Genomic DNA, 23,096 nt, shown 5'->3' with positions numbered 1-23,096 from the left:
TTAAAATAAAAAAGCCCGCTTATGCGGGCTTTTTTATGGGCGCCAAATTCAGGCCGTTTTCTTCTCTGGCCGATGATCGATGAAGAACGGTTTGCCCTTGGTTACCCGGTCCGAAGCCCGAGGCATATTCACCGCCTGACTGTCCTGAGGCTCGACATACCAGTAGCAATGGCTGACTGCGCGGGTGATGCCGACATAGGCCAGGCGCAGGATTTCGTCTTTTTGCGCGCTGTCGTACGGCTCGCTGTCACCAGCCTTGCCGAGTCCGGCCATGCGATAGACCTGATTCTTGTAGGGGGAACTGGTCATGTGCTGGCAATCACCCAACAGGAAGACCGCGTCGGCCTGCAGGCCTTTGGCGCTGTGATAGGTCAATTGTTTCAGGCGTCGCGCTTCGTAAGGCAAGCTCGAATCCACATTAACTACAGATTGAATATGCTGCTCTATCAATGACTTATCGCTACTTTTTCGATAGAGCATCAGGATTGAATCGCCGTTTCGATAGTGTTCTGCCAGACGCTGGCCGAGTGCCTGATCGTCGCGCTCCAGCACGTTGACGGGCTGCAACGGCTTCTCCTCGCCGCTGGCTTTTGCCTTCTTGCCCGGGATCGCGGGCGCGGCACGAACGATGTGTTCTGCCGCGTCGATGATGTGCTGATGACTGCGATAGTTGTCACTGAGCATTACACGGGTCGTGCTCGGCGACGGGAACTCCTTGTTGAATTCCATGAAGTAACTCGGCGAACTGCCGCGCCAGCCGTAGATCGATTGCCAGTCGTCGCCCACGCAAAGCAGAGACGATCGCTGCGCGCCTCGCCCGACGTGCATGGCCGGGCCGCGGCTGCGGATTTCCAAGAGGCTGGCACGAATCCACGAAACGATCTGCGGCGAAACGTCCTGGAACTCATCAATCATCAGGTGCGACATCGGGCGCAGCAGCTCATCGCTGAGCAGTTTGAGGTTTTCCGGTGAGTGCTCGCTGAACAGCGCGAACATCCGGTTATAGGTCATGATCGGCGGCTTCTGATCCAGAAGGTGATCTTCCAGAGCGCGCCAAAACAGACTCAGGGCCTCGAAGAAAAACCTGTCCGGATCGTCCTTGGCGAAACTCATGCGGCCGACGGCGTCAGGTACGTCGAGCCCCAGGTTCTCGATGAAACCTGCGGCGGCGACAAAACAGTCGAGCAACGGCGCGGACGCCAGCTCACCCTTGACCTTGTAGTCGAAGCCCGGACCGGCGCTGACATCACCTGCAAGCGTGGCCAACAAGCGCCTTGAGGATTCATAACTATCCAGCCAAATCAATGGCTTGCGACAGAAAGCTTGAAACAGGGTGCGCTTGACTGCCCACTCTGCACGAACCGTCAGCTTGGCGTTGGGACGGCAGACCTGCGGGTTTTCCCGAGGATCGAAACCCAGTACAACCCAAGCATCCAGACTCGGAATATAGCCGTGGCAATGGAACGACGCGCCGTTGATTTCGAATGTCTGGCGGCTCGGCTCGATGCCCTTGATCGGCCAGGCGCCGGCGCGAAGCCACATGTCCTCGATCATGTCGCACAACTCTTCATCCCGTCGGGCCGCGAGTTCCGTTACAGCGACGCGCTTCTGCACGTCCGGGTGATCGCGCTCCAGTTCCTTGAGTTGCAAGGCGTGGCGGGACAACGGTTGGATCAATTGCGCGAAGCGCGGGTCTTCGTTGTAGAGACGGTGGTAGCAAGCGTTCAGCTGCTGGCGTTGCGCGTCGTTGATGCGCAGATCAAATGGATTGCTGTCGACGTCTTCGTCACCCGGCTGCGCGCGGTGGCTGAGGTTTTCGAATGCCTGCAAGCGCTCGAATCCCGGCAGGCTGCGGATCATCGGCAGGATTCGCGAGTGGAAGGTGCGCACCAGGTCTTTCGCAGCTTTTTGACTGAGTGCCCGGCCCCATAACGCGAACAGTTCGATCATCTTGTTGATGAAGTCCTTGCGCGACTCGCGAGTGAAAGTCACCACGGTCATTGAATCGAGCTCAAAGCCGAGGTAATGGGTCAGCAGCAGGATCCGCAGGACCAGCGTAGTCGACTTGCCGGCTCCAGCACCGGCAATCACCGAAGTTGACGGGGTATCGCTGAAAATCATCTTCCATTGCGCAACGCTTGGCTGGGCGTGGGCTGGCAGCAGGCGCGCGACGTCGGCTTTCATGCGCTTTTTCAGTTCTGCGCTGAGCGGCAGGCGCCAGTCGTCGAACAGGTGATTGTCGATACCCGGCGGGCGATGCTCGGTGTTGCGGCTGTCGCGGATCAACAAAACCTGCCGGCCCTCTTCCAGCCCGTCAGCCTTGCCTTCCTTGTACCCGTAATCCACGCCGGCAGTATGTCCGCTGCGAAAGCCGTCGGCCTGGCCGTGCAACCACGAAGCCCGGTGCTGGGCGCGCAGTTGCGTCAGGCCGTGCCCAAGGAAACGCGCAGCCAGGCGCTTGAACCAAGGCATCTCGGCCAGGGGACGAAGTTCGGGAGGAAGATCGGGGGTGTGTTGCGCCACGCTGACGGACTCCGGATGTGAGGCTGTTGGGAGCTATGGTGTCTGCATTTGCTTTTTTGTTCTAGCGAAATGCTTACAGGTCATTGGTTTAGGCGATGAATTGAAAGTCGGATGAGACGGTTTCGAGCCTTATTAATATCTATCGATTCGATTGGAATGCCGCACTTTTTACGCTTTTTATCGATGTTTGGCTGATAGATGATGCCTGTCATCAATCACCGGTCTCGCTTCGTGGCTCAGGCATCGCGCCCCATGACGAACCTTTTGAGGAGACGATCATGCTTGAACTCAGACCTTTCAGCTCGCTGGGCGGCGCCCATCACGGCTGGTTGGATGCCCATCACCATTTTTCGTTCGCCGAGTACTACGATCCGCAACGCATGAACTGGGGCAACCTGCGCGTGTGGAACGACGACATCATTGCCGCCGGCACGGGCTTCCCGACTCACCCGCACCGCGACATGGAAATAATCACCTACGTGCGTGAAGGTGCGATCAGCCATCAGGACAACCTGGGCAACAAGGGCCGCACCGAGGCTGGCGACGTACAAGTGATGAGCGCCGGCACCGGGATCGCCCACAGCGAATACAACCTGGAAGCCACGGACACCAAGATCTTCCAGATCTGGATTCTGCCAACTGAAACGGGCGCACCGCCGTCCTGGGGCGCCAAACCGTTCCCGAAAGGCGATCGCGAAGGTTTCGTGACCCTCGCCAGCGGCAAGGACGGTGACGATCAAAGCCTGCGCATCCGCGCCGACGCGCGTTTGGTGGCGGCCACTGTCAAGGCCGGAGAAACGGCTGAATACCGCCTCGATGCCGGACGTCGGGCGTATCTGGTTCCGGCGACGGGTGTCATTGAAGTCAACGGCTTGCGTGCACAAGCTCGAGACGGTGTGGCGGTGGCTGATGAACAGGTGCTGACCGTCACGGCGCTGGAAGACAGCGAGATCGTGTTGGTGGACCTGGCCTGACCGGCGAATCGCGGGCACAAAAAAGGGCGACCTCAGGGTCGCCCTTTTCCGTTGTCTGGCGTTATTTAGCGCTGATCGCACCGTCTACCAGGGTTTGCGCTTCAGCCACCAGTTGCTTGAGGTGGGCGTCGCCGATGAAACTTTCGGCGTAGATTTTGTAGATGTCTTCGGTGCCCGAAGGACGCGCAGCGAACCAGCCGTTTTCGGTCATCACTTTCAGGCCGCCAATGGCCTGATCGTTGCCTGGAGCCTTGCTGAGAATACTCTGGATCTTCTCGCCCGCCAGTTCGGTCGAGGTGACCTGCTCTGGCGACAGCTTGCTCAGCAGCGCTTTCTGTTCCGGATTGGCCTTGGCGTCGACACGCACCGAGAACGGTTCGCCCAGTTCATCAGTCAGTGCACGGTAGGCCTGACTTGGGTCGCGACCGGTACGGGCTGTCATTTCAGCGGCCAACAGGGCCGGAATCAGACCGTCCTTGTCGGTGCTCCAGACACCGCCATCCTTGCGCAGGAACGAGGCGCCGGCGCTTTCTTCGCCGCCAAAACCCAGCGAGCCGTCGAACAGGCCATCGGCGAACCATTTGAAACCTACCGGCACTTCGTACAGACGACGGCCCAGACGCTTGGCCACGCGATCGATCAGACCGCTGCTGACCACGGTTTTGCCCACGGCTGCGTCGGCACGCCATTGCGGACGGTTCTGGAACAGGTAGTCGATCGACACCGCCAGGTAGTTGTTCGGTGCCAGCAGACCGCCGGATGGCGTGACGATGCCGTGACGGTCGTGATCCGGGTCGCAGGCGAAGGCCACGTCAAAACGCTCCTTCAGACCGATCAGGCCTTGCATGGCATGGCTGGACGATGGGTCCATGCGGATCTGGCCGTCCCAGTCGACGGTCATGAAGCGGAACGTCGAATCGACTTCCTTGTTCACCACGTCCAGGTCCAGGCGATAGTGCTCGGCAATCGCCGACCAGTAACGCACCCCAGCTCCGCCCAGAGGATCGACGCCAAGACGCAGCTTGGCACCGCGAATGGCATCGAAATCGATGACGTTGATCAGGTCGGCCACGTATGTGTTGACGTAGTCGTGACGATGGGTGGTTTGGGCCTTGAGCGCTTGCTCGTAGCTGATGCGTTTGACGCCGGCCAGTTTGTTGGCCAGCAGTTCGTTGGCCTTGGCTTCGATCCACTTGGTGATGTGGGTGTCGGCCGGGCCGCCGTTGGTTGGGTTGTACTTGTAGCCACCGCTTTGTGGCGGGTTGTGCGACGGGGTGATGACAATACCGTCGGCCAGGCCGGTAGTACGACCACGGTTGTAGCAAAGAATGGCGTGGGAGACTGCCGGGGTCGGCGTGTACTCATCACCTTCGGCAATCATCACGGTCACGCCATTGGCCGCCAGCACTTCCAGCGCGCTGGCCCCGGCTGGAGTCGACAGCGCATGCGTGTCGATACCGACAAACAGCGGCCCGGTGATGCCCTGGGCTTCGCGATACAGGCAGATCGCCTGGCTGATGGCCAAAACGTGCCACTCGTTGAAACTCAAATCAAAGGAACTACCCCGGTGCCCGGAGGTGCCAAACGCCACGCGCTGGGTGGAAACCGAGGCGTCGGGTTGACCGGTGTAATACGCCGTAACCAGTCGCGGGATGTCGACCAACAGTTCTGCCGGTGCCGGTTTGCCCGCAAAAGGACTGAGTGTCATGCAAAACCTCTGAAATAGAGTGGTTCAGGAAATTACACCGGAGTTTACTGGCAGTTTGGCCGAAGCGCGATGGGGTCTATTGCACACAGGCCGGGTGTTTACGCGCATCTGTCCGCGGAGCCAGTCGCAACGCATCCCCGAGCAGTCCGACAAGTCTTAACAACTCGTGCTCGGCGCTGCCTGTCACGCTCAAACGCATGTGTTGCGTGTGCAGGCCCTGTAGGCTGAACAACTCCCCCGGTGCAATCAGCACGTGCTGTTTGAGTAACCGATGAAACACTGCATCCATCGCGATCGGGCGTGCAGAGCGCAGCCAGATCGTTGCGCCGCCAGCGGGTTCCACAACCTGCAGAAAGTCGCCCAGACGTTCACGTATCAAATCGATCCATTGCGTTCGACGCTCTCTGAGCAAGCACTTGAGCATCGGCAAATGCTGGTCTACTCGCCCACTCGCGTAGAGTCGGGCGATGGCCTTCTGGCGGATCGGTGACAGGCGGAACGAACGCAGCAGGAAGTGACGCTGAAGGTCCGTACGCCATTGTCGCGCCAGTACAAAACCATAGGGCGCTTCGACCCCGATGACGTTTTCGAACATGGAAAACACCAACAGGCGGTCGGGATCCACCAGCTCGCGCAGCGGCGTTTCTTCGGCGTCGTCCAGCAACTCGCCGTGACAATCATTTTCCAGCAGCCAGGTGCCATGCTTCACAAGCAACCGCGCAATCGCCTGACGGCTGGACAGAGGAATGCGGCTGCCATGGGGCATATTCAATCTGGAGGACAGCAGGATCAGTCGCACCCGCTCGTTTGCGAGTAGCCTCTGCAGTTTCTGCGGGTCGAATGCGCCATCTGGCTGTAGCGGCAGCTCGATCACCCGAACCTCGGCGGACTGGAACAGACGCAGAATCATCCAGTCACACGGCGACTCGATCACCACGGTTGCGTGGCGCAGCTCAAGGGCGGCGATCAGGATTTCCAGCACCCCTCGCAGATCGGCACCGATGTAGACGTCTTCGGCGTGCCAGCAATGGGCGGCCGATGTGGTGTAGCGGGCAGCCAGCAACGTGCGCAGTTCCAGTTCGCCGCAAGGCTGGGCCAGCGTCTGCAAGTGCCGGGGATACTGGCGCAACAACTCGCGTTCAAGCATCAGCAACGGACGATCCAGGGGTTGGATCGACGCGGGCTCATCAGCACTCAATACTTGCATGCCGAAGCGTCTGGCATTCACGTAAACCGTTTCCAGCAAATCACTGCCGCACCCGGGTGGCATGACTGTCGATGTCGGCCGCGCGAAATATCCGGATTTGGCCACGGAATAGACCCGGCCTTCTTTTTCCAGCAACGCGTAGGCGTATTGAATGGTCGAAATCGACACATTCAGCCGTTCCGCCAGTTGCCGTAGCGACGGCAGTCGAATGGCTTCCTGATTGCCCGGCTCGCTGATCAGCTGTGTCAGGTAACGATAGACCGCCTGATAGGCAAAGTCGGATTCTCTTGGCTCACTCATGAGCGTACGTCCGCAGACTTGTCCCCGTGGCCGGACAACAAAACCCCACTCAACCTTCCGCCGAACGGTCGTCCAGAGTGGCCTCGTGCTCGAGTAACTCCTGCGCTTTGGGAACATGTCCGTCCATCTGGATCGCTTCCATTGCGTACAACCGGCAGATCAGTCGCAGTGGCAGGCCGCTGACATCGGTCATCCATTGCAAGACCTGCTCCGGAGCGTGCAAGCCTTGCATGGCACGGTGCAGATCCGGCATGGCAACCAGCATGCCCGGATGACAGGTGCGCAGGAATCGCTCGAGGCCGGCGCCAGCGTTGATGAAAGGTGCGAACAGCAGGCAAACCAGTTGCTGTTCAGTGAGGCCGAAATTCTTTTGCAGGGAAGCCGCGGCCAGCGATTGGTGCTCCGCGAGATCGGACAGATTGCCGAACGCCGATTTAAAGCGTTCGCAAACCTGCTCAGGTGTGTTCCTGCGGCGCATCGTTGCCAGACATTGCTGCTGATACTCCGAGACCCCGGCCCCATAGGTGCGTCCTTCGGTATAGCTGGCCTGCAAACCTTGCAGGTAGGCGCCGACCAGGGGATCGGCACACTCGCCGGTTCGCGCCTCAAGCATCAGATCGTCGGCCTGAAAGCCGAGGAAATCGCTGAGCAAGGGCCAGCGTTCCTCCATTTTGCCGACCACCATGTCGTCGATGCCGATATAGCTGGTACGACGGCAGGCTTCGAACTCACCGAGCGGTCGCCACGGTACCCGATCCTCCTGGGCATAGAGCTCGCGATAACAATCGCTGCCGAGGCTGTCGAGCAAACTGAACAGTTCATCGAACCCGCCGCCCTTGCGCGACAACCCGCCCATGCCGACCTTGCGCACGGCCCGGTCGAGGCCATCGAGAAACTGCTCCTGACGACGCGCGTTGTCGCTGTTGATCAAGGCGTCGACACCGTTGCTCCAGCGGGCGACCTGACCGTAGAACTCGGCGGTGGTCAGGTACAGGTCATCCCAAAGCGTCAACGGCTCATCCCGGTCGCGGCGATGTCCTACCATCAGCAGGTTGAGCCTGCCGGCTTCGCGCCCCTCGTCGCAGACAGGCGCCAGATGGTTGAATGGCAGGATCTCGCGATGATCCACCATCAAAAGTTCTACGCGTGGATCGTCATACAGGAACAGCGCACTGAAGCTGCGGTGCATGTTGTGCAATGCCGAAGCCGGTACGCCATTGCAACGCAAGGTGGCAACACGCAACTGAAACGTGGCAGGCGCGCGCCCGGCGATGCTCAACTGGGCTGCACGCAAAAGGGCCAGGCTGTAGCAGCAGTCGCGTGTGCCGGACTGGATGGCCAATATCTTGAATTCACCGATGCGATCCATGCCCCCGGCAGCAACTGCCAGGCGCTGGATCAACAGCTGCAATGCCGTGCGCTCGGCACGGGAAAAGAAACTCAGCAGTCGCTGCAATACTTGCTGGTAGACATAATTCATTGCCTGATCATGGATCGCGCTCATCAGTACTTCACCCGGTATCAAAGGTTTTATATCGCACGGCCACGAATGGCGGACGCACAATCATTCTTCATTAATTAATAGTCGCTGAAATGCTAACACTTAAGCTTTTGTAGTTATTTGAAACAGTTGAGCCAGCGACATTTAGGAATCACGGCCGACACCGCCGAAAGCCCCGCAACTACTGGGCGCCTTCCGGGATAAAGTTTTCCTAGGAAACTTCTTACAACTCCCTGCACATAATTAGCACAAGAAAAAAAGAAGGGATTACATTGCACCCCTACAAACTTTAAACAGAAGTTTGAGGCGCAATGATAAACAGCCGATTGATGCTGTACGACACAAACAGAATGCACAGACATAGCTCATTCCTTGAGATGAAAGTAGTCATTCAATTATCAGCGTCTGGAGGGCAATTAGAAGATACAGATCGAGAGTAAAAACCAGTTCAGTTGCTGAACATCCCCAGGCTTCTGGCCCAGGGTTTCTCGATGTCTGAAGGATAAAACGCACAAGAGTCCGTGGGGCCACGGACTCTGACAGGGAAGATCAGGCAGGTTCGATTTGCAGGGCAACCCGCTCGCGGCATGGGCACTCGTCCATGTAGCGATGTGCTTCGACAAACTCGTTGAACGGGAACACACGAGTCTTGAGCGGCAGCAGCACACGATCGGCAGTGAGCTGGTTGATATCACGCAAGGCGCGCTGCAAGGCGACATGGTCCTGAATGATGCCGAGCTCCGGCTTGCCGGTGAAGTTGCCGATGCAATGCACGAAGAACTGAATGTTCTTCTGAAACGCGGCACAGGCCGGAAACGGCGTCTGGTTGCCGCCCTGCAGGCCGTAAAGCACCAGGCTGCCACGGGGAGCCAGCACATCGCCAAGCAGCGACATCTGCGGTCCGCCGAGACCATCGAACACAACGTCGACGCCACGGTTGTCGGTGATCTTGTTGATTCGCATCAACAGGTCTTCTTCTTCGGTGACGATTACTTTCTCGGCACCGAGAGACAGCAGGTACTCACGCTCTTCCGCCGTTTTGGTGGCAGCAATCACCCGCACACCCAGCGCCTTGCCCAACTGTACGAAGGACGGCCCGGCGCAGTGGCTGGCGTCAGTCACCAGGGCGAACTGCCCGGGTTTGACCCGTGCCAGATCAACGTAACCGAAATAGGCGATCAACAGCGGCGTGTAATGCACGCTGGCCTCAATCGGGCTGAGCACGTCCGGATAACGGGTCAGCGCGGTGCGCGGCAGAACGATCAGTTCGCCGTAGACCGGGTAATCATTGGGGCTTTCGGCCGGGAAACTGGCCACCTTGTCGCCCTCGGCCAGATCTTCGACGCCATCGCCGATGGCTGTGACTACGCCGGCCATTTCATGACCGAGGCCCGAAGGCAGACGCGCCTGGGACGACGCCAGATTCTGGCGCCACAGCGTGTCATACCAGCTGATGCCGATCGCCTCGACACGCACCTGCACTTCGCCAGGACCTGGCTGAGCAGCCGCATGCTCTTCGCATTTGAGCACCTCGGCTGGACCAAACTTGTGAAAACGGATCGTGCGGGACATCGCAAACCTCGTCAAAGTAACCTCTAATGCCCTGAACTCTATCTGGGCTTTCCAGCCAAGACTATCAGTGGCTATTAATAGTCGACATGCCTGTCATTGATTCCGCAGCATGGTCAGCATTGAGAAAATCCATGAAAAAACTGCTGCCGGCTTCTCAGTAAAGCTGAATTACCCGGTGCAGACTACCAGCCTTTCCCCGTAAGATTCATGCCGGCCATTGTTCTCATATGGTCGCTCTCGTCAAGCTTGATGACTCTGCCAGGACTCCAGATGAATCGTAATGACCTGCGTCGTGTCGACCTCAACCTGTTGATCGTGTTCGAAACGCTGATGCATGAGCGCAGCGTGACCCGTGCGGCGGAAAAGCTGTTTCTCGGCCAGCCGGCGATCAGCGCGGCACTTTCTCGCCTGCGCGGCCTGTTCGACGACCCTTTGTTCGTGCGCACCGGACGCAGCATGGAGCCTTCCGCCCGCGCGGTGGAAATCTTCGCCCTGCTCTCTCCGGCCCTCGACTCCATTTCAACCGCAGTCAGCCGAGCGGCAGAGTTCGACCCGGCCACCAGCACCTCTGTATTTCGCATCGGCCTGTCTGATGACGTCGAGTTCGCGCTGCTGCCGATGCTGCTCAAGCGCCTGCGCGCCGAGGCGCCCGGCATCGTGCTGGTGGTACGCCGCGTCAACTACATCCTGATGCCCGGCCTGCTTGCCTCCGGTGAAATCTCCATCGGCGTCAGCTACACCACCGACCTGCCGGCCAACGCCAAACGCAAGGTCTTGCGCCGCAGCGCACCCAAATTACTGCGCGCCGATACTGTGCCGGGACCATTGAGCCTGGACGATTACTGCGCCCGTCCGCATGCGCTGGTGTCGTTTGCCGGCGACCTCAGTGGTTTCGTCGATGAAGAGCTGGAAAAACTCGAGCGTAAACGGCATGTGGTACTGGCGGTGCCGCAGTTCAATGGACTGGGTACGCTGCTGGCGGGCACCGACATCGTAGCGACCGTTCCCGATTACACGGCGGAAGCACTGACAGCGGCTGGTGGTCTGCGCGCGGAAGATCCACCGTTGCCTACTCGTACGTTTGAACTGCACATGGCGTGGCGTGGGTCGCAGGATAACGATCCGGGGGAAAGGTGGTTGCGGTCGCGGATTCAGATGTTTTTCGGCGATCCTGACAGTCTCTAGGTTTCGCCGGGCGTTTGTTCATCTGATCACTTCAGGTGCATCTCGCTATTACAGCCCGCCCGACTCATTTACCGCCCGTTACGTCCAGGAATGTACCGGTAACAAACGAGGCCTGCGCGCTGGCCAACCACAAGATGGCCCGCGCCACTTCCTCCGGCTGGCCGCCCCGGCCCATCGGGATCGAGTCCTTGACCCGATCAACCCGTCCCGGCTCGCCGCCACTGGCATGCATGTCGGTATAGATGTGACCCGGGCGGATACAGTTGACGCGAATGCCCTCGCGGGCCACCTCTTTGGCGAACCCGATGGTGAATGTTTCCAGCGCGCCTTTCGAGGCCGCGTAGTCGACATATTCATTCGGACTGCCCAAGCGCGCCGAAGCCGACGAGACATTGATCACCACGCCGCCCGCACCGCCATGCCGCCGGGACATGCGTTTCACAGCCTGCTGGGCGCACAGTATCGGCCCGAGAGCATTGACCGCAAAGATGCGCTGCATGCGCTCGAAGCCAAGGTCCTCAAGGCGTGACTGTTGAGCCAGCACGCCAGCGTTATTGACCAGGACATCGATGCGCCCGAACGTGTGGTCGATCGCTGTGAAAAGCCCCGCGACCTGCTCGGGGTCGGCACTGTCGGCGCGCATCGCCAGCGCCTTGCGTCCCATCGCTTCGACATCTGCCTCAACCTTCAGCGCGGCGGCGTCATTGGCAACGTAACTTATCGCGACGTCGTAGCCTTGTTCAGCGGCGAGTCGGGCGGTGGCGGCGCCCACTCCCCGACTGCCACCTGTGATCAGAATCAGCGGAGCCTGCGAGACGTTAACCATGAAATTACTCCTTGGCAGATGAAGCCGAGTCAGCCGATGATGATCGCGCCGCTGGCGATCACCACACAGGCCAGCATCCGGCGGACGGTAAGTGTTTCACCGAGGAACAGGTACCCAAGCAACGCCGCGAACAGCACGCTGGTTTCACGCAAGGCTGACACCGCGCCCAGCGGGGCTTCGTTCATCGCGTAAATTACGATTGCATAAGCAAGCAGAGAGACCAGCCCACCCATTGCCGCAGCGAACATTCCGGGCCGGATCGAAAACAGGCTGCGGGCATCGCGCAGACCAATGTAGACCGCCGGCATCAGCACGCCCCACAAGGCACTCATCCACACCGTGTAGGCAAGCGGCGCACCGGAAAGCCGCGCGCCAATGCCGTCGATCACGCTATAAGCCGCGATAAAGCAACCGGTTCCCAGTGCATAAGGCAGGCTTGGCACCGACAGGCTGCGTCCCCGGAAGGCCAGCGAAATGATTCCGCCTGACACCAGCGCAATGCCGAGCAACTGGCCGGGGGTGATGGTTTCGCCGGCAAACAACACGGCGCCGAGCGTAATCAACGCAGGTGATGAGCCGCGCGAAATCGGATAAATCTGTCCCAGATCGCCGACCCGGTAACTGCGCACCAGAAACAGGTTGTAGCCGACATGCAGCAATGCCGAGAGCAGCGCGTACCCCCAGCTCTGAGGTGCAGGCGCTGCCATGAACATCGCGGCAATTGCGCAAACCGTGGCAATCGCAACGCACATCACCGTCATCGACCAGAGCCGATCGACACCGCCGCGCAACAGTGCATTCCAGCCGGCGTGCAGCAGCGCGGCGAACAGGACAAGGAGGACGAGATGAGTAGGCATTGGCCATTTTAGGCAGCCCGAACGGCAGGATTACAGAGAAGACTCCTCATTGCACCATGAGTGATTATTCATGTCTTGAAACTTGCCCGCCCTGCACTTTCAGCGCCTCACCGAGTAACCATTCGCGAAAACACTCAATGTGCGGCTGCGTCTCAACGCCCTTGGGACAAACGAAGTAATAAGCGAGCGGCGACTGAAACGGCACATCGAACAGCCGCACCAGACGGCCATCGCCGATTTCGTTCTCGACATGCCCACTGCGCACCAGAGCAATACCCTGGCCGAGCAAAGCCGCCTCCACCGTCATATTGGTGTCGCCAAACCTGACGCTTTCCCGCAGTGGCGAAAACGCCAGCCCGACGGACTGGAACCACACTTCCCACTTCGGCGCCAGTTCAGCGCCGTCACGAGCCAGCAGCGGCAACTGCAACAAGTCGGCAGGACTGCCCGGCATTCCGACGCGTTGCAGCAGTTCGGGACTGGCCACCGGGAAAACCTGCTCGCCGAACAAAAACTGCGAATACAGACCAGGATAATTGCCCTTGCCCAAGCGAATCGCGACATCGGCTTCGCTGCTGGCGAAATGGATGACCTTGTCCGTGGTGTCCAGCGACACCAACAGTTCCGGGTGCTGGCGGGCCAGGTTCGGCAAGCGTGGCAGCAGCCATTTCAGCGCGAAGGAATAGGTTGTGCTGACGCTGAGCCGGACCCTGCCCTTTTGCTCCCGCAAATCAGCCAGCGTCGCCTCAAGGCTCATGAAGAACTCGCGCACAATCGGCGCCAAGGTAGCGCCCGCAGGCGTAAGCCGTAACGACTTGCCGCGTTCAAACAGCTGCAGGCCCCAAAGTTCCTCCAAATGCCGGAGCTGATGGCTGACCGCGCTTTGAGTCACATGCAATTCCTGCGCGGCGGCGGTGAAAGTCGGGTGCCGGGTAGACACTTCGAAAGCACGCAAGGTTGCGGTCGGGGGCAGATCACTCATAAACACAGGGTCCGGGATTGGCCAAACATCGAAGTATGAATATCAAGTCATGTTAGAGCGAAGGTTCGCTGGTTGCTTCTTGCGTGTAACGGGACTCGCGATGATTGCGTATTGCTCCAGCAGCCAGGCGAGCTCTTTGTAAACAATCGCCAGATGTTCCGCACCGAGCCGGCTCATCGCTTTTGCTGTGCGCCGTGCCTGTACTGCAGTGATCCCCGGCTCATCCGAACATCGAGCCATTCGCCGAATGCTGGCTCGCGCACATTGGGCGACGGCAGAGTCAGGGTCAATTTCGTCCGTGCACAGTTGAATTCGGTTCAATTGCTTACTCAATTGCAGCGACAGCCATCCAGCTCGGTCATCAAGCTTGATATCGGTGCCAAGCAGATTCTTCAATGTAACGATTCGATGCTGCTGTTTCGATTGCCATAGCGGGTGATTGATAGTGTCTGCACGACGCAGCAGTGACCGGATGCCCCTTTGAATAGAGCGCTTCAGTGCTTGAACATCCCGTGCTCTGTCTCTCGGCATCATCTGGAACGCCAACAGGCAGACGGCCATGGCCACGAACCAGGCGAGCGACTGATTGGCAAAATCAGCGAAATCATAGACCGCCGTACCGCCAGTACTCACCAAGGTGTTGAAGCCGATCAGGTAAGCAACCCTTTGCAGCGCGTGGCGAGGCTGACTCGTCGCATGAATCCCGAACGACCAGAATGCCGCCAGCATCAGCAGCAACAGGGGGAAATCGTTGATCTGCGGCAACAGCAGAAACTTGCACAGCGCAGCGGCGACCACGGCATAAAATGTACCCCGGATAAAACCGGCCATGCCTTGTTCCGGCGCGGGAGCGGTCGCCAGCAGTGTGCAGCAGGGCCCAACGACAGCCAGCAGCGTGGGGCCCTGACCCCAACCGCTGAGATACCAGATGGCGCCGGCGGCCAGTAAGGCGAGCAGTGCCCTGCAGCCGTTGCGTGCGGCATCGGCGTAGTTGCGGTGGAAACGCACGACCCTTACCGGTTGCCGGCGAGGGTGATCGAGGCTGGAAAAGTGTTGCAAGGCTTCGCTCAGGTCGGTCAATTGTTCGCAGAATGGTCGTACGCCGGGGGTTGCCCCCGCGCAAGCCTCCACCTGAACACGCAGTTGCCTCACGGTCTGGGCACAGGCGTGATAGTCGTCGCTTATCCGGTTACTCAGCGCGAGCAGCGCCGCACTTGTTTGGGCGAGCAACGGCGGCTCGGTTTCCATGCCGCAACGGTCGTAGTGCATATCGAGCACCACGGCGTGTAAATGCGCCAGCCCTGCCTGAATCGCCGATTGCCGCGCGCGAAGCAGCGCTGACTCACCGCGTCCCAGCCCCAACAAATCGTCCACTTTGCCGATATCGATGGCGAGCTGATGAGCCTGTGTAAACCGCTCGGCGCGCTGTTCGCCCGAGAGGTGCATCGCAAGCAGCCTGGCACTGCGGGCAGATACTTCGGCGAGCGTGCGTCTGATTTTGTACTCCATGGTCCTCGAGCTGAACAGCGTGACCACCAGACTCAGGCAAAGCACGCCGATTGCCACCGCTGTGCCACGGGTCACGATGTGCTCAAAAGCCTTTTGTGGCGCGACGATGGCGGGACCCAATGCGAGGCAAACGGTATATCCGGCCACGACGGCAGCGGTGGCCTGGTAATGACGCAACACGGTCATCGCCGCCACACACAAGCCCAGCCACAGGCCGATGCCGAGCAAGAACAGCAACATCTGTTGGGCGAACAGCCCGGTCAGGACGCAAGCTGCGAACAAACCTGCCAAAGTCCCCAGCATCCGGTAGAAACCCTTGCCGCGAACCGCGCCTTGTACCGGCTGCACCAGCAACAACACCGTGGAGGCGCCCGAGAACGGCGAGTCCAGATGCAGCTGAAAGCCGAGCCACAGCGCCAATCCTGCCGCCAGGACGCTGCGCGATACGTAGGCGAAAGTGCCAGGCGTCCAGGGCCGAGGGATTGCCGCAAACAGCCGTATTAACAGACGGGTCATCACATGAATGCCTGCAACCAATGGATGAGGCGCCAGCGCGGCACCGCGTCGGGGTGCGTGACTTCGACGCTGGCGGTGTCGCGCTGCAAAGCCTGGCCGAGGGGAAATCCGTACAAAGGACGGCTGAAGCGTTGGGCTACGAATCCGTCAGTTCCTTCATCAGCATGTTTCGCAAAACCTTGGGCAGCCCACCCGCGCGCTATCTGCGCAGTACGCATACATCAGCGCTGGCTGAGCGTTCAGCGTGAGGGGCGCCAGGGCCTGGTCACTTCTGCCGGACATTTAATCGTCGCGTAATCCTCACCGCGCAGGTTCAATCGCGACAGTTGCAGAGCGCGCAACACAGAATTGTCATCAGCCAAATTGATAGCCACCTAACGAAAGGTGCATGCTAGAGGGCTTCGCTCGGGCTTATATCATTCCGAATGATAGTTACCTTCGTGTCATTCGATTCGTTTGCTTCCTACCCGCCGAGCATCATCCGCCCATCTTCAATACATTGGCGGATGCATCCATGGAACAATCACTCAAACATTTGCGCTTTCCGTTGGCTATGTTGGCCGTGCTGGTGATGAGCGCCTGCGGCAAGACACCGGAAACCGCCGCCACCATGCCTGCTGCCAAAGTCAGCGTGGCCAAGGTGCTGGAACAACCGGTCAACGAGTGGGACGAATTCACCGGGCGCCTCGAAGCGCCGGAAACCGTTGAAATCCGTCCGCGGGTCTCCGGCCAGATCGACGAAGTCGCCTTTACCGAAGGTGCGCTGGTCAAGAAAGGCGACCTGCTGTTCCAGATCGACCCGCGTCCGTTCCAGGCCGAGGTCCGCCGCCTCGAAGCGCTGGTTGCCCAGGCCCGCGCCAACGCCACCCGTAGTGAAAACGAAGCTGGTCGTGGCGAACGCCTGCGTGCCAGCAACGCGATCTCCGCCGAACTGGCCGACTCGCGCACCAGCGCTGCACAAGAAGCACGCGCTGCAGTCGGCGCCCTGCAAGCGCAGCTGGATCTGGCCAAACTGAACCTGAGTTTCACCCGCGTCACCGCCCCGATCAGCGGTCGCGTCAGCCGTGCCGAGATCACTGCCGGCAACCTGGTGACCGCCGACACCACTCCGCTGACCAGTGTGGTGTCCACCGACAAGGTCTACGCCTACTTCGACGCCGACGAGCGTGTGTTCCTCAAATACACCCAACTCGCCCGTCAAGGTCAGCGCGGCGCCACCACTCCGGTGTACATGGGCCTGTCCAATGAAGACGGCAACCCGCATCTGGGCCAGATGAACTTTATCGATAACCAGGTCAACCCGAAGACCGGCACTATCCGTGGTCGCGCGGTGTTCGACAACAGCGACGGCAGCTACACCCCGGGTCTGTATGCACGCTTGAAACTGGTCGGCAGCGGCACCTACAACGCCATGCTGATCAACGACGAAGCGGTCGGTACCGACCTCGGCAAGAAGTTCGTGCTGGTGATGGATGGCGACAACAAGACCGCCTACCGCGCCGTCGAACTCGGTCCGAAGATCGAAGGCCTGCGTATCGTGCGCAGCGGCCTGAACAAGGACGACACGATCGTCGTCAAGGGTCTGCAACGGGTTCGCCCGGGCTCCCCGGTTTCGCCTGAAGTGATTCCCATGGCCAGCGAGCAAACCATTGCCGCTCTCGCTCAACAACGACAAGCGCTGGAAGCCAGCAACCTGCCTAAAGTCGCACCTGCCAAAGGCGCGCCGGGTTCGGTTGTGAAACTGGCTGCTGCGACCCCACGCGGTTAAGGGACGACAACTTCGATGAATTTTTCCCAATTCTTCATTTCACGGCCGATCTTCGCAGCGGTACTGTCGCTGTTGATTCTGATCGCCGGTGCGATTTCGCTGTTCCAGTTGCCGATCAGTGAATACCCGGAAGTCGTGCCACCGACCGTGGTCGTGCGTGCAAACTTCCCGGGCGCCAACCCGAAAGTCATCGGTGAAACCGTGGCGGCTCCGCTGGAGCAGGCCATCACCGGCGTCGAGAACATGCTGTACATGTCCTCGCAATCCACCGCTGACGGCAAGATCACCCTGACCATCACCTTCGCTCTGGGCACCGACCTGGACAACGCACAGGTGCAAGTTCAGAACCGCGTGACCCGGACCGAGCCGAAGCTTCCAGAAGAAGTGACGCGCATCGGTATCACCGTCGACAAGGCTTCGCCCGACCTGACCATGGTTGTGCACTTGACCTCGCCAGACAAACGCTACGACATGCTGTACCTGTCCAACTACGCAATCCTCAACATCAAGGACGAGCTCGCTCGCCTCGGTGGCGTGGGTGACGTGCAGCTGTTCGGTATGGGCGACTACTCGCTGCGTGTATGGCTGGACCCGAACAAGACCGCTTCGCGCAATCTGACCGCCACTGATGTGGTGACCGCAATTCGTGAGCAGAACCGTCAGGTGGCCGCTGGTCAACTGGGCGCGCCCCCTGCTCCGAATGCCCAGAGCTTCCAGCTGTCGGTCAACACTCAGGGCCGTCTGGTCTCCGAGGAAGAATTCGAGAACATCATCATTCGCGCAGGCGACAACGGTGAAATCACTCGTCTGAAGGACATTGCCCGCGTTGAACTGGGTTCCAGCCAATACGCCCTGCGTTCGTTGCTGAACAACCAGCCGGCCGTGGCAATCCCGATCTTCCAGCGTCCTGGTTCCAACGCCATCGAAATCTCGAATGAAGTTCGCGGCAAGATGGAAGAACTGAAGAAAAGCTTCCCGCAAGGCATGGACTACAGCATCGTCTATGACCCGACGATCTTCGTGCGCGGCTCCATCGAGGCGGTGGTTCACACCCTCTTCGAAGCACTGATTCTCGTGGTTCTGGTGGTGATCCTGTTCCTGCAGACCTGGCGCGCGTCGATCATTCCGTTGGTGGCGGTGCCGGTATCGTTGATCGGTACGTTTGCGGTGATGCACCTGTTCGGCTTCTCGCTCAACGCCCTGTCGCTGTTCGGCCTGGTACTGGCGATCGGTATTGTGGTGGACGACGCCATCGTGGTGGTGGAGAACGTCGAGCGGAACATTGAACTGGGGCTCAACCCCTTCGATGCGACCAAAAAGGCCATGGGTGAAGTTACGGGCCCGATCATTGCCACGGCGCTGGTGCTGTGTGCGGTGTTCGTACCGGCGGCATTCATCTCGGGTCTCACCGGTCAGTTCTACAAGCAGTTCGCACTGACCATTGCGATCTCGACCGTGATCTCGGCTTTCAACTCGCTGACCCTGTCGCCAGCGCTGGCCGCTGTGTTGCTGAAAAGTCATGACGCACCGAAAGACCGTTTCTCGCGAGTGCTGGACAAGATCTTCGGTGGCTGGCTGTTCCGTCCGTTCAACCGGTTCTTCGACCGTGCCAGTCATGGCTACGTCGGCACCGTGCGCCGGGTCATCCGCGGCAGCGGCATCGCCCTCTTCCTGTACGCAGGCCTGATGGTGCTGACCTTCTTCGGTTTCTCCAGCACACCGACCGGTTTCGTACCTGGCCAGGACAAGCAATATCTGGTGGCCTTCGCGCAACTGCCGGACGCCGCAAGCCTGGATCGTACCGAAGACGTGATCAAGCGCATGTCCGACCTGGCATTGAAACAGCCGGGCGTGGAAAGCGCCGTAGCGTTCCCGGGCCTGTCGATCAACGGCTTCACCAACAGCCCGAACGCCGGCATCGTGTTCGTGACCCTGAAACCGTTCGAAGAGCGGAAAGACCCGAGCATGTCCGCCGGTGCGATTGCTGGTGCCTTGAACGGCCAGTATGCCGGGATCCAGGAAGCCTACATGGCGATTTTCCCACCGCCGCCGGTACAAGGTCTGGGCACCATTGGTGGTTTCCGCCTGCAAATCGAAGACCGGGGCAACCTGGGCTACGAAGAGCTGTACAAAGAGACCATGAACATTATTGCCAAGAGCCATAACGTTCCGGAACTGGCCAACCTGTTCACCAGCTACACCGTGAACGTGCCGCAAGTCGATGCCGCCATCGACCGGGAAAAAGCCAAGACCCATGGCGTGGCCGTCAGCGACATCTTCGACACCCTGCAGATCTACCTGGGCTCGCTGTATGCCAACGACTTCAACCGCTTCGGTCGCACCTATCAGGTCAACGTTCAGGCTGAACAGCAGTTCCGCCTCGAGTCCGACCAGATCGGCCAGCTGAAAGTACGCAACAACAAAGGCGAAATGATCCCGCTGGCGACCTTCATCAAGGTCAGCGACACCTCGGGGCCGGATCGCGTGATGCACTACAACGGCTTCATCACCGCTGAAATCAACGGTGCGGCAGCCCCGGGCTACAGCTCCGGACAGGCCGAAAAAGCCATCGAGAAACTGCTCAAGGATGAACTTCCGAACGGCATGACCTACGAGTGGACCGACCTGACCTACCAGCAGATTCTGTCCGGCAACACCGCGCTGTTCGTGTTCCCGCTCTGCGTATTGCTGGCGTTCCTGGTGCTCGCGGCTCAATACGAAAGCTGGAGCCTGCCACTGGCGGTGATCCTGATCGTACCGATGACCCTGCTGTCGGCCATCACCGGTGTGATCATCTCTGGCGGCGACAACAACATCTTCACCCAGATCGGTTTGATCGTACTGGTGGGTCTGGCCTGTAAGAACGCGATTCTGATCGTCGAGTTCGCCAAGGACAAACAGCAGGAAGGTCTTGATCCGCTGGCCGCTGTACTGGAAGCCTGCCGTCTGCGTCTGCGGCCAATCCTGATGACCTCGTTCGCGTTCATCATGGGTGTGGTGCCACTGGTGTTCTCCAGCGGTGCCGGTGCCGAGATGCGTCATGCCATGGGTGTGGCGGTGTTCTCCGGGATGCTGGGTGTGACCTTCTTCGGTCTGCTGCTGACCCCTGTGTTCTATGTGCTGATCCGTAACTTCGTGGAGCGCAGTGAAGCTCGCAAAGCGGCCAAGGCGCAAAATCTTCAAAAGCCACTGGAGGCGCACCAATGAGTCTGAAAGTCTTCCTGCCGAGCCTGCTGGTGCTGGCCCTGAGTGCCTGCGCCGTCGGCCCTGACTACAAGACCCCGACGACGGAGGCGCCGAACATCACGTCCGCCACCGACGGCGCTGCCGGCCAGAAGAACTTCGACCGTTCGAAATTCGAAGGCATCTGGTGGCAGCAGTTCGACGATCCGACCCTCAACCAGTTGGTGACCCAATCGCTGCAAGGCAACCGTGAACTGCGCGTGGCGTTCGCCCGCTGGAAAGCTGCCCGGGCGATCCGCGACGACGTCAGCAACGATGCGATGCCGACCATCACCAGCCGCGCCAGCAGCGATCTGGCCAAAGGTCAGATCCCGGGCCAGACCACCAAACGGGTCAACAGCGAACGCTATGATCTGGGGCTGGACATGGCTTGGGAGCTGGACCTGTTCGGACGCATCCAGCGCAATCTGGAGGCCAGCGACGCCGACCAGCAGGCGGCCGAAGCCGATCTGTACCAACTGCAAGTCACCATGATTGCCGAACTGGTGGATGCTTATGGTCAACTGCGCGGTGCCCAGCTGCGGGAAAAGATCGCCCTGGCCAACCTGAACAACCAGCAGGAGTCGCGCAAGATCACCATCAGCCTGCGTGACGCCGGCGTTGGCGATCAGCTCGATGTGGAACGGGCCGATGCACGGCTGGCGTCAGTCGAGGCCAGCGTGCCGCAACTGCAGGCAGAACAGGTACGGCAGAAAAACCGCATCGCCACCCTGTTGGGTGAGCGTCCGGACAAACTGACCGTCGACCTGAGTCCGAAAGACCTGCCGGCGATTGCCAAGGCCTTGCCGATCGGTGATCCGGGCGAACTGCTGCAACGTCGCCCGGACATCCTCAGCGCCGAACGCAAACTGGCTTCGGCCACTGCGCGTATCGGTGTGGCCAAGGCCGACCTGTTCCCTCGGGTCAGCCTCAGCGGTTTCCTCGGCTGGACGGCCGGGCGTGGTTCGCAGATCGGTTCCTCGGCGGCCAATGCCTGGGCACTGGGTCCGAGCATCACCTGGGCGGCGTTTGATCTTGGCAGCGTGCGGGCCCGCCTGCGTGGCGCCGATGCCGATGCCGAAGGCGCGCTGGCCACCTACGAGCAGCAAGTGCTGCTGGCCCTGGAAGAGTCGGAAAACGCCTTCAGCGATTACGGCAAACGTCAGCAACGTCTTATTTCGCTGATCCGTCAGAGCGAATCGAGCCGCAAGGCTGCCGACCTCGCCGAGATTCGCTACCGCGAAGGCACCACCGATTTCCTGGTATTGCTCGACGCCCAGCGTGAACGTCTGAATGCCGAAGACAGCCAGGCCCAGGCCGAAGTGGACCTGTATCGCGGCATCGTTGCGATCTACAAGGCCCTCGGTGGCGGCTGGCAGCCAGAGACGGTCGCGAGCAAGTAATCGTTTTTTAAAGAGCTCCTTTGGTTGGCCGCAACCAACCAATTTTTTGCCCCGCGTATCATTCGGTCGCGGGGCTTTTTTGCGCCTGTCCTTCAGTGTTCTCCAGAACGGTGACCGTCGCGGTGGTGCCGGCTCTCAGTCGGTTCTTGCCTGCGTAATCTGGATCGATGCCGATCCGCACCGGCACCCGTTGCGCCAGTTTCACCCAGGTGTAGCTGGGGTTGATGTTGGCCAGCAATCGACTGCCCGGCGCGTTTTCCCGGTCAGCAATGGCGAAGGCAATGCTTTGCACGGTGCCGCCGAATTTTTCCCCGCTCATCAATTCGATCCGCACCCGGTCGCCCTCCTCGATGCGTGGCAGCTTGGTTTCCTCGAAATAGCCGCTGACATAAAACGAGCCGCTGTCCACCAGCGCCAGCAAGGCGCCGCCGGCCACCGCGTAATCCCCCTGACGGGTCAGCAGGTTGGTGACATAACCGCTGACCGGCGCTTCGACACGGGTGCGTTGCAAATCCAGTTCAGCCTGGGTCAATGCCGCAATCGCCAGTTGCACGTTGGCTTCGGCCAGACCGAGATTCGCCTGATTGCGTAACAGATCCGCTTGGGCCACCGCTACGTCAGTGCTCGACTTCTCCCACTCCTCCCCTGAAATCGCAAACCCTTGCTTGAGCGTACGTCGCCGGCGCTCTTCGCTCTGGCGCTGTTTGAGCAACGCTTCGCTGGCAACAATGGCCGCTTGCGACTGCCCGAGCGTGGCCCTGGCAACCTCCACCGAGCGCTTCGCATGCTCGACGGCGAGGCTGTAGCGAGCCGGGTCGATCTCCAGCAACAACTGCCCCTTGTCGACATGCTGGTTGTCCTGCACCGCCAGCGTGACGATGCGGCCCGAAACATCGGCCGATAGCGTCACCACATCCGCCCTCACCCGCGCATCCCGCGTCCACGGGGCCCGGGTGTAATGCTCCCAGGCAAACCAGCCGAGCACGATCGCCAGCAGTACCACCGCCAATGTCGTCAATCGAGTGAGCAAGGTCTTCAAGGTT

At 59.8% G+C, this 23,096-nt stretch carries 15 protein-coding genes and 1 pseudogene; 6 read left to right on the top strand and 10 right to left on the bottom strand.

Annotated features, from left to right (window positions below; all coding sequences use genetic code 11):
• Positions 1-48: 48 nt before the first annotated feature.
• Positions 49-2,523, bottom strand: a complete 2,475-nt coding sequence (locus tag I5961_RS13745) for a UvrD-helicase domain-containing protein (protein ID WP_227235512.1) — start codon at positions 2,521-2,523, stop codon at positions 49-51.
• 278 nt (positions 2,524-2,801) lie between these two features.
• Here I5961_RS13745 and I5961_RS13740 point away from each other — a divergent pair, with 278 nt between their 5' ends.
• Positions 2,802-3,497, top strand: coding sequence for a pirin family protein (locus tag I5961_RS13740; RefSeq protein WP_085696210.1), 696 nt, complete (start codon positions 2,802-2,804; stop codon positions 3,495-3,497).
• A 61-nt stretch (positions 3,498-3,558) separates the two neighbouring features.
• On the opposite strand, the gene pgm is transcribed toward I5961_RS13740, so the two are convergent.
• The 4 genes from pgm to I5961_RS13720 form a co-directional block, all read right to left on the bottom strand.
• Positions 3,559-5,205: a phosphoglucomutase (alpha-D-glucose-1,6-bisphosphate-dependent) gene (gene pgm, locus I5961_RS13735; protein ID WP_227235511.1), complete on the bottom strand. Its 1,647-nt coding sequence runs from the start codon at positions 5,203-5,205 to the stop codon at positions 3,559-3,561.
• 76 nt (positions 5,206-5,281) lie between these two features.
• Positions 5,282-6,712, bottom strand: a complete 1,431-nt coding sequence (locus I5961_RS13730; protein ID WP_085703007.1) for a PLP-dependent aminotransferase family protein — start codon at positions 6,710-6,712, stop codon at positions 5,282-5,284.
• A gap of 49 nt (positions 6,713-6,761) precedes the next feature.
• Positions 6,762-8,216 (bottom strand): hypothetical protein, encoded by a 1,455-nt coding sequence (locus I5961_RS13725; protein ID WP_227235510.1) that lies wholly within the window; start codon positions 8,214-8,216, stop codon positions 6,762-6,764.
• Between the two features lie 546 nt (positions 8,217-8,762).
• The gene (locus tag I5961_RS13720) at positions 8,763-9,785 is read right to left on the bottom strand and encodes a zinc-dependent alcohol dehydrogenase family protein (RefSeq protein ID WP_227235509.1); all 1,023 of its coding nucleotides are present in this window, start codon (positions 9,783-9,785) and stop codon (positions 8,763-8,765) included.
• A 270-nt stretch (positions 9,786-10,055) separates the two neighbouring features.
• On the opposite strand from I5961_RS13720, the gene I5961_RS13715 reads away from it, so the two are divergent.
• Entirely contained in the window at positions 10,056-10,970 is a 915-nt protein-coding gene (locus I5961_RS13715) for a LysR family transcriptional regulator (protein WP_074690647.1), read from the top strand.
• A gap of 64 nt (positions 10,971-11,034) precedes the next feature.
• Here I5961_RS13715 and I5961_RS13710 read toward each other — a convergent pair whose 3' ends face one another.
• The 4 genes from I5961_RS13710 to I5961_RS13695 form a co-directional block, all read right to left on the bottom strand.
• Positions 11,035-11,796 carry an SDR family oxidoreductase gene (locus I5961_RS13710; protein WP_227235508.1) on the bottom strand — a complete coding sequence of 254 codons (762 nt, stop codon included), beginning with the start codon at positions 11,794-11,796 and terminating at the stop codon, positions 11,035-11,037.
• Positions 11,797-11,825: 29 nt separating this feature from the next.
• Positions 11,826-12,653: an EamA family transporter gene (locus I5961_RS13705; RefSeq protein WP_227235507.1), complete on the bottom strand. Its 828-nt coding sequence runs from the start codon at positions 12,651-12,653 to the stop codon at positions 11,826-11,828.
• Positions 12,654-12,717: 64 nt separating this feature from the next.
• The gene (gene gcvA / locus I5961_RS13700; protein WP_227235506.1) at positions 12,718-13,635 is read right to left on the bottom strand and encodes a transcriptional regulator GcvA; all 918 of its coding nucleotides are present in this window, start codon (positions 13,633-13,635) and stop codon (positions 12,718-12,720) included.
• 42 nt (positions 13,636-13,677) lie between these two features.
• The gene (locus I5961_RS13695) at positions 13,678-15,660 is read right to left on the bottom strand and encodes an FUSC family protein (protein ID WP_227235505.1); all 1,983 of its coding nucleotides are present in this window, start codon (positions 15,658-15,660) and stop codon (positions 13,678-13,680) included.
• A 77-nt stretch (positions 15,661-15,737) separates the two neighbouring features.
• Here I5961_RS13695 and I5961_RS13690 point away from each other — a divergent pair.
• The 4 genes and pseudogenes from I5961_RS13690 to I5961_RS13675 form a co-directional block, all read left to right on the top strand.
• A pseudogene (locus I5961_RS13690) lies at positions 15,738-15,908 on the top strand (helix-turn-helix domain-containing protein); the annotation flags it as partial.
• Between the two features lie 266 nt (positions 15,909-16,174).
• A complete protein-coding gene (mexE, locus tag I5961_RS13685; RefSeq protein ID WP_085703014.1) occupies positions 16,175-17,428 on the top strand; it encodes a multidrug efflux RND transporter periplasmic adaptor subunit MexE in 1,254 nt (417 codons plus the stop codon).
• Positions 17,429-17,443: 15 nt separating this feature from the next.
• Entirely contained in the window at positions 17,444-20,635 is a 3,192-nt protein-coding gene (locus I5961_RS13680) for an efflux RND transporter permease subunit (protein ID WP_085696220.1), read from the top strand.
• Positions 20,632-22,053, top strand: a complete 1,422-nt coding sequence (locus I5961_RS13675) for an efflux transporter outer membrane subunit (RefSeq protein WP_085696221.1) — start codon at positions 20,632-20,634, stop codon at positions 22,051-22,053. Before I5961_RS13680 ends, I5961_RS13675 begins: the two co-directional genes overlap by 4 nt.
• A gap of 58 nt (positions 22,054-22,111) precedes the next feature.
• On the opposite strand, the gene I5961_RS13670 is transcribed toward I5961_RS13675, so the two are convergent.
• Positions 22,112-23,092 (bottom strand): HlyD family secretion protein, encoded by a 981-nt coding sequence (locus I5961_RS13670; RefSeq protein ID WP_085696222.1) that lies wholly within the window; start codon positions 23,090-23,092, stop codon positions 22,112-22,114.
• Positions 23,093-23,096: the final 4 nt, after the last annotated feature.

Source organism: Pseudomonas sp. IAC-BECa141 (assembly GCF_020544405.1).
In the GTDB taxonomy this organism is placed as follows: domain Bacteria; phylum Pseudomonadota; class Gammaproteobacteria; order Pseudomonadales; family Pseudomonadaceae; genus Aquipseudomonas.
The sequence above is the reverse complement of the archived record's forward strand: the minus strand, read 5'-3'. Positions and strand labels throughout refer to the sequence as shown.

Coding starts and splice junctions, on each gene's coding strand:
- pgm (WP_227235511.1), bottom strand. CDS start 5,205: ATGACACTCAGTCCTTTTGCGGGCAAACCGGCACCGGCAGAACTGTTG.
- I5961_RS13740 (WP_085696210.1), top strand. CDS start 2,802: ATGCTTGAACTCAGACCTTTCAGCTCGCTGGGCGGCGCCCATCACGGC.
- I5961_RS13675 (WP_085696221.1), top strand. CDS start 20,632: ATGAGTCTGAAAGTCTTCCTGCCGAGCCTGCTGGTGCTGGCCCTGAGT.
- I5961_RS13715 (WP_074690647.1), top strand. CDS start 10,056: ATGAATCGTAATGACCTGCGTCGTGTCGACCTCAACCTGTTGATCGTG.
- I5961_RS13720 (WP_227235509.1), bottom strand. CDS start 9,785: ATGTCCCGCACGATCCGTTTTCACAAGTTTGGTCCAGCCGAGGTGCTC.
- I5961_RS13680 (WP_085696220.1), top strand. CDS start 17,444: ATGAATTTTTCCCAATTCTTCATTTCACGGCCGATCTTCGCAGCGGTA.
- I5961_RS13705 (WP_227235507.1), bottom strand. CDS start 12,653: ATGCCTACTCATCTCGTCCTCCTTGTCCTGTTCGCCGCGCTGCTGCAC.
- I5961_RS13695 (WP_227235505.1), bottom strand. CDS start 15,660: ATGACCCGTCTGTTAATACGGCTGTTTGCGGCAATCCCTCGGCCCTGG.
- I5961_RS13730 (WP_085703007.1), bottom strand. CDS start 6,712: ATGAGTGAGCCAAGAGAATCCGACTTTGCCTATCAGGCGGTCTATCGT.
- I5961_RS13710 (WP_227235508.1), bottom strand. CDS start 11,796: ATGGTTAACGTCTCGCAGGCTCCGCTGATTCTGATCACAGGTGGCAGT.
- I5961_RS13725 (WP_227235510.1), bottom strand. CDS start 8,216: ATGAGCGCGATCCATGATCAGGCAATGAATTATGTCTACCAGCAAGTA.
- gcvA (WP_227235506.1), bottom strand. CDS start 13,635: ATGAGTGATCTGCCCCCGACCGCAACCTTGCGTGCTTTCGAAGTGTCT.
- mexE (WP_085703014.1), top strand. CDS start 16,175: ATGGAACAATCACTCAAACATTTGCGCTTTCCGTTGGCTATGTTGGCC.